The 6,599-nt window shown below is 50.9% G+C and carries 7 protein-coding genes; 4 read left to right on the plus strand and 3 right to left on the minus strand.

Annotated features, from left to right (window positions below; translation table 11 throughout):
* The first annotated feature begins 149 nt into the window (after positions 1 to 149).
* From AC5JLP_RS03215 to AC5JLP_RS03225, 3 genes are all read left to right on the plus strand, one after another.
* Complete coding sequence (locus AC5JLP_RS03215) at positions 150 to 1,874, plus strand: peroxidase family protein (protein ID WP_496066459.1); 1,725 nt, start codon at positions 150 to 152, stop codon at positions 1,872 to 1,874.
* A gap of 179 nt (positions 1,875 to 2,053) precedes the next feature.
* Positions 2,054 to 2,341, plus strand: coding sequence for a hypothetical protein (locus tag AC5JLP_RS03220; protein WP_496066460.1), 288 nt, complete (start codon positions 2,054 to 2,056; stop codon positions 2,339 to 2,341).
* A 31-nt stretch (positions 2,342 to 2,372) separates the two neighbouring features.
* The gene (locus AC5JLP_RS03225; protein WP_496066461.1) at positions 2,373 to 2,702 is read left to right on the plus strand and encodes a hypothetical protein; all 330 of its coding nucleotides are present in this window, start codon (positions 2,373 to 2,375) and stop codon (positions 2,700 to 2,702) included.
* On the opposite strand, the gene AC5JLP_RS03230 is transcribed toward AC5JLP_RS03225, so the two are convergent.
* Positions 2,699 to 2,896 carry a hypothetical protein gene (locus tag AC5JLP_RS03230; protein WP_496066462.1) on the minus strand — a complete coding sequence of 66 codons (198 nt, stop codon included), beginning with the start codon at positions 2,894 to 2,896 and terminating at the stop codon, positions 2,699 to 2,701. The genes AC5JLP_RS03225 and AC5JLP_RS03230 overlap by 4 nt on opposite strands.
* Positions 2,897 to 2,935: 39 nt before the next feature.
* Between AC5JLP_RS03230 and AC5JLP_RS03235 the strand changes: the two genes are divergently transcribed.
* A complete protein-coding gene (locus AC5JLP_RS03235; protein WP_496066463.1) occupies positions 2,936 to 4,933 on the plus strand; it encodes a potassium channel family protein in 1,998 nt (665 codons plus the stop codon).
* 255 nt (positions 4,934 to 5,188) lie between these two features.
* Here the strand turns inward: AC5JLP_RS03235 and AC5JLP_RS03240 are convergent, their stop codons facing one another.
* Together AC5JLP_RS03240 and AC5JLP_RS03245 are read right to left on the minus strand one after the other, a co-directional pair.
* The gene (locus AC5JLP_RS03240; RefSeq protein ID WP_496066464.1) at positions 5,189 to 5,332 is read right to left on the minus strand and encodes a hypothetical protein; all 144 of its coding nucleotides are present in this window, start codon (positions 5,330 to 5,332) and stop codon (positions 5,189 to 5,191) included.
* Between the two features lie 266 nt (positions 5,333 to 5,598).
* Positions 5,599 to 6,528, minus strand: a complete 930-nt coding sequence (locus AC5JLP_RS03245; protein ID WP_496066465.1) for an alpha/beta fold hydrolase — start codon at positions 6,526 to 6,528, stop codon at positions 5,599 to 5,601.
* Positions 6,529 to 6,599 lie beyond the last annotated feature (71 nt).

Consider the following 6,599-nt stretch of genomic DNA (forward strand, 5'->3'; position numbering starts at 1 on the left):
GAAGCATCTTAGTCTATGCTTCCTCGTTTTACCTCCCCGCAACACCTATTGAGCCCAAATCATTTGGGTTACTAGCGTCTTTCCATTCGATCGTAAAGCCTTGCGAGTAGGACGAATGATTGTTACTCAATCTCACTAAGGAGAATCATATGAGCGGATTTGGTCACGGTAATGTTGGCACACGCGAACATGCCTTTACAAAGTTGCTGGAATCGAAAACAGAAGGTTACCCAATCAGTCAATTGGTAGAACTTGCTGACAGCATGAAAGGTGAAGTTGATTTGGTTAAAGATGGCGCTGATGCTGAAGAGAATCTTTGGGTACCAGCGGGCTATACCTACTTTGGTCAGTTTGTTGATCACGATTTGACCTTTGACAACACATCATCACTGAATCCTGCCGACACTGGCAATACAACTGATGTTGGTGGGGTCGATCGTTCACCAACAAACTTACGCACCCCACGGTTTGATCTGGATTCGTTGTACGGTGATGGGCCAGATGCTCAGCCATTCATGTATGCCGAAGATGGTGCTAGTTTATTGTTCAAAGATAGCTATGAGAATCAGTCTCAAACAAATTATGACCAGGCGCATCAGGATTTATTGCGTAGCCCCAATGGTCGCGCAATTATTGGTGATAAGCGCAACGATGAAAACTCGATCGTCTCTCAAATTCACTTGGCGTTTGTGAAGTATCACAATGCTGTAGTGAAGCATCTTCACAAAGAGGATCCAACGCTCACTAGTACCGCGCTCTTCAACAGGGCGCGGAACGAGGTGCGTTGGACGTATCAAAAGCTGGTGGTCGAAGACTTTTTACCGCGCATTGTTCAAGCCGAAGTGCTATCAGACCTTCAGCATGCTGGAACGCCTGACTATCGGCAAAAGCACTACGCCCTTTACACAGAAGACAAGCGCATCAATTTACCGCGTGAGTTTGTCGTGGCGGCCTACCGCTACGGGCACTCAGGCGTAAGAACGGGGTATCGGCTCAACGGTGATGCAGAAGATAAAGCGAAAGGCACTCGGTTGAGCATTTTTCCACCCAGCAGCCTACCAGAAGGCTCGGTGTTGCCACCTTATGATGAGAGCTTCAAAGATAGCCTGTTAGGCTTTGACCCTCTACCTGCTAGCCATGTCATCGACGATTGGGGACGCTTTTTCCCGGACAAGTTGCCGACTGACATTCCTTCAACTCTGGGTGAGCCACCTGAGAATGATGCTCCAGATGGTACTCTCAGACTTCAGTTTGCTTACAAACTGGATACGCTTCTGGTCGATCCGATGACGGTTTTGCCGCCTAGCGTGCTGCCAACTAGCCCGATCGTAGGAGGCGCGATCGCCGAAGTTAAAAAGACGATCGCCCCTAACTCTTTACCCGATCCGGCGGGTAGACCCTCGTTAGCGCTGCTCAACTTGCTTCGTGGCAATAGCTACAAAGTGCAAGGTGGTCAGGCGATCGTGGCGAAACTTAAAGAGAAAGGTCACCCAGTGGAAGCACTTGCGCCCAAGTATCTAGCCATTCGGCAAGCGGTTGAAGGAAAGGACGGCGATTTTGAATTTGTTGAAATTGACCCAGCACTTCAGTCAGACACACCCTTATGGTTCTATATCCTGGCTGAAGCCCAAAAGTCGGTGGTGGACTCAGTCTGCTATGAAAAAGATGGGTCTTTCAAGGAAGAGGAATTGCTCTCAGGTGGTGGGGCTAAAACTCAGCTAGGCTGGGTCGGTGGCCGCATTGTTGCTGAGGTGTTTTACGGCCTGCTCGATTCCGATCGAGAATCCTACGTTAACGCTGCTCCTTCAGGTTGGCAACCCCTTCTAGGAGGCGATAAGAAGGCCATTTTTGCGAACCTTCTGAAGTTCATCTAGTCACGGTTGAAATCCAACCGCCAGGGGGTGTTGATCGCACGATCGACACCCCCTGGCAGCATGAATGTCATAAAGAACTGGTTTAGTATTGCTCAAGCGGTAGGTTTGTTAAAGCCTTTACTCACACAGAATCTCAATGACTTTGTGACCACCTGCTCCATCCTTTTGAGGGCGAATCCATGAATCGTGATGTGCTGACGCTGCTTGGTTGTTCTGGTTCTCTGGTGATGGTTCTTGCGGGTAGCCCTGCAAAGGCGATTTTGCCGCCAGGGACGATGGAGAACAGCACCAAAATCGATCTGTCAACTGCGAGCCAGCTGATCGCCACAGAACAAGCCCCTCAAGCTGCACCACAGGCAACGAGCGATCGACTGAAGCAGCTTGCTTCTAGTATTTTCGGCTGTACCTGTGCCAATTGTGTGAATGCGGTACAGCAGATGATCCAGCAAGGGACTCTGTCGCTATAGTGAAGCCAATTAAACTCCTGATGTTGCAACGATGAACAAAAACGCACTAACTTTGCTTGGCTGCTCTGGTTCCTTGATCATCGCGCTAGGCGTGGCTAACCTTGCTGAAGCAGATACCACGCAGCCTAGCGAGACAAACGCCGCTGAACCCGCTGGTTTTGTTGAAATTACATTCTCAGCACCCCAGGCACCCTCTACCAGCCAGTTGGCTGCACCGTTTTCTGCTAATCCTCAATACGCGAACGTTGACCCGGCTTCAGATACCATTGGCGATTTGGCAATTACCAAATTTCGCTGTGACTGCAATGCTTGTCGTGTCGCTGTTGTACAAATGCTTCAAACAGGTCAGCTAGCGCTTTAGTCCGCTTGAATCACAGCGGTGATTGCTTGGCTAAGCCACAGTCCTTTGAAGATGGCTGTGGGATTTAGGGCTTTGTCGTGAGTGCTCAGCCGCACGGTGTCGGGGGTGGTGAGTGCAACTGAAAATGGCTGTAAGCTCCAAGCATTACGCTTAAACTCTGCTATGGCAGTGCTAAGGTAGGGAGCAAGGCGCAACTTGTTCTAGGCCTGGAGTGCATTGTTCGTCAAAGTGGTATGGCAGAGCGTGCAGCACGTAAGACAGATACCTTTTTAGTTTGTGGACTTGGCAGTTTAGGGCAGTACTGCGTTTCAGTGCTCAAAGAGTTTGAGGTCACGGTAAACGCGATCGAGGCTTCTCAAGCGCCAATCTGGGAATTGCCAGAATTGCCGTCACTGGTTGATCGGCTCATCATTGGCGATTGCCGTCAGCCAGCCCTATTAGAACAAGCTGGAATCCGTCAGTGCCGGGCGATTTTACTCGTTACCAGTGATGAACGGGTGAACATTGCGGCAGCGTTTGCGGCGCGATCGCTCAACCCCAACATTCGCCTGGTGGTGCGTTCCGCACAAGAGAATTTGAATGATCTTCTGGGTCAGCAGTTGGGCAATTTTGTCGCGTTTGAAGCAACCCAGCTACCAGCCCCTAGCTTTGCGCTCGCTGCCCTCGATAGTGAAACGCAGGGATTATTCAGCCTGGAGAATCAGCGCCTGCGCATATCCACCACGCGCATTACAGCAACCCATCGCTGGTGCGATCGTCGCCTGCTGTATGAGTTGAATACACCGAATCGTCGTATCCTACGGCATTTTAGAGCGACGGTCATTCCACCCGCCACGTCGTTTTATCAGTGGGATCCCGACACTCGACTACAAGCAGGAGACACGCTTACCTACATCGAAGCAACAGAGGCGATCGTCAATGCGCCCACCGCCTACAACCGACAACGGGGTGTGTGGCAGGATGTGCATCCGGTATTGCTGTGGCAAACGTTGCAGCAACACCTGTTTCAGTTCTGGCGCGAAAGTACTCAAACCCAACGAGTGGCGCTGCTTTCTAGTGTGGTGATGGTTAGTCTTTTCATCAGCGGAGCCGTTCTGTACAGAGTGCAATACCCTGACCTCACCCTGCAAGATGCGCTGAATGTATCGCTGGTGCTAGTCATTGGCGGGTTTGACAACCTGTTTGGGCAGTTGAAAGTACCTTTTCCCATTCCCTGGTGGCTGCATCTGTTTAGCGTCGGGATGACCATTGCCGGAACGCTGTTTATTGGGATTCTCTATGCCACTTTGACTGAGCGAGTGTTGGCAGCACGCTTTCAGTTTTTGAAGCGTCGTCCTCCTGTACCCAAAGCGGAGCATATCGTACTGGTAGGCTTGGGACGCGTAGGGCAGCGCGTGGCAACGTTACTACAAGATTTGCAACAACCATTAGTGGGCGTACACGCGATCGCCCTTGATCCCGGTGTGCTGCCACAAATTCCCTTAGTCACAGGCAGTATTCACGACACGCTAGCGCGGGTTAACCTAGCAACCGCTAAAAGCATGATTATCGTGACGGATGACGAGGTGACAAACCTGGAAATTGCGTTGATGGCACAAGCGGCTAACCCAGACTGCAATCTAGTCGTGCGCGTTTTTGACCCTGCCTTTGCTGAGCATGTGGCCCAACTGCTGCCCACTGCAAGAATTTTGGGAGCCTACGCGCTGTCAGCCGCTGCCTTTGCGGGTGCTGCCTTTGGTGAAAACATTCTCAGCCTGTTTCGCCTCAACGATCGCACCACCCTCGTCACTGAATACAACATTGAGGCCACAGATACCCTAAACGGGCGCATGCTGGCAGATATTGCTTATGGTTACGGCGTCGTGCCGATTCTGCATCAGAAAAGTACAGGGGAAACTGCACGCCTCATGCCGTCTGATGACATTTACCTGCAAGTGGGCGATCGTCTGGTCGTACTGGCAAGCCTATCAGGATTGCAGCGGGTAGAGCGCGGCAATAGCAAAGCCTCCCGCTGGCAGGTACAGGTGGAAAAGGCTGTTTCTGAAGAAGCTATTTTTGAAGGAGCTGGCGCGATCGCTCGCATCTCTGGCTGTGGCATTGGCACCGCGCGATCGTTGATGAGTCAGTTACCGAGCATTGTGCCCATTTTGCTCCACAAACATCAAGCCCAACGCCTGATCCGAGAACTCAATAAGCTGCAAGTGTTTGCCAGTTTGCTGCGTGTGTCCTAGATCTTTGGCAGTGATTGCTTGGGTCAACTAAGGGATGGGATTGTAGGATTCAATGCATAGGGCTGAGGAACAGGGCGTGGAAGTAGGGTAGTAATCAGATGTCTACAAGGGTTCTTGCGCAGATTCAGTCGGCCTCAAGGGTTGGTGACTGTGGGCTTACCCAGTCTGGCTGACTGACAATCCTCTCGTGATATCAAGGGGCAAAAGAGGTGTCAGTCAACCAGCCATCAGACATTTGCATGGATACAAACAGGCTTATCCCTTGCCTTTTAGCTCTTTAAGATATTTGGCGAGTGCGTCGCCTAATTCTTTTTCAGATGGTTTGGGGGATTTGGGCTGCAACTCTGCAAATAAGAGCAACAGCAGGGCAGAGAAAACAGCGATCGGCATAATCAGCATTGGTAGAAGCCTCTTAGAGTGTAGACGTAAGGCAAAGAGCTGGAAGTTAGATGCAGCGCAAATAACTTCCGACAAAACAACCATCCATGAGCTGAATCACCCTGCATAAGCACAAGTAGTCGGCTCTTACACCCTGAAGATCAATCATTGCGACAGTGTTGCCACCAGCATCGCTGCCAAGGCTAACAGATTGCCTGCGCCTTTAAAAACACCAGTTTCCTCAAGCATTCCGGATTAACTTGCTTGCCAAGAAATAATGGTGTTCTTTAAACTGCCTGCGATCGCGTCACAATCCACTCCTGCAAAATTGGGTTAACCAACTCTGGGGCTTCATCTTGAGGGCAGTGGCCCACTCCAGCCAGTGGTATAAATTGCTGCACTTGAGGGTAGCCTGCGAAGGCTTCACCAAGGGCGATCGGTTCCCACGGATCAGCATCACCCCAGAGAATAATGGCTGGACAAGGCAGTTTCTCCAGCAAATCTTCTGGCAATGGGCCTTGAGAATAACCTGTGAATGCAATGAAGACGGCTGAGGCACCCACATCACTAGCAGGAGCCATCAATAGATCGACCAGTTCATCTGTCACCGCATCGGCATTGCGATAGGCTTTCAGCAAAATTTTCCGCACGGTGGCAGGCTTTGCTAGCTGATTGAAAAACGTTCGCCCTAGCCACTTATTTTTGAGGATGCGCTGAAGGATTGGGGCACCCATACGCTTAAACCAGGGCTGCGTTGCACGTCGGCGATCGTGCAACAGCCGCAACGAGCAATTCAACAAGGCGATCGATCGTCCAATCTCTGGATGATCAACCACTGCTTGCATTACCGCAATACAGCCCACGGAATTACCGACCAAAAACGCAGGTTCACCAACCACTTCCTTGCAAAAGTCAGCAAGCTGCTGCCCCCACGTTTCAAACGTGTATTCGATCTGTTCTCCTGGTTTCAACGCTCCTGGAGTTGGTTTTGCCGAACCCCCAAAGCCAATAAGGTCGATCGCATACACGCGACAAGTTTCTGCCAGCACGGGAACATTTTTACGCCAGTGCCCCAACGAAGCCCCAAACCCATGCACCAGCACAACGGCTGGCCCTTGCGTACCTTGCGTTTGATACGTAATGGGAAAGCTTTGCCATAGCCAAATTTGGCTCTCAGTTGCAGCGTTTGTGGGCGGAAGCGATGAAGAGACAGTCATGCCTTGAAGAATGTGATATAGAACTTACGCATTGACAAAAAGAGTGAAATGTGGTGACTCTAGGATAGTCT

This window comes from Stenomitos rutilans, assembly GCF_059505485.1.

Coding starts and splice junctions, on each gene's coding strand:
- AC5JLP_RS03215 (WP_496066459.1), top strand. CDS start 150: ATGAGCGGATTTGGTCACGGTAATGTTGGCACACGCGAACATGCCTTT.
- AC5JLP_RS03220 (WP_496066460.1), top strand. CDS start 2,054: ATGAATCGTGATGTGCTGACGCTGCTTGGTTGTTCTGGTTCTCTGGTG.
- AC5JLP_RS03225 (WP_496066461.1), top strand. CDS start 2,373: ATGAACAAAAACGCACTAACTTTGCTTGGCTGCTCTGGTTCCTTGATC.
- AC5JLP_RS03235 (WP_496066463.1), top strand. CDS start 2,936: ATGGCAGAGCGTGCAGCACGTAAGACAGATACCTTTTTAGTTTGTGGA.
- AC5JLP_RS03240 (WP_496066464.1), bottom strand. CDS start 5,332: ATGCTGATTATGCCGATCGCTGTTTTCTCTGCCCTGCTGTTGCTCTTA.
- AC5JLP_RS03245 (WP_496066465.1), bottom strand. CDS start 6,528: ATGACTGTCTCTTCATCGCTTCCGCCCACAAACGCTGCAACTGAGAGC.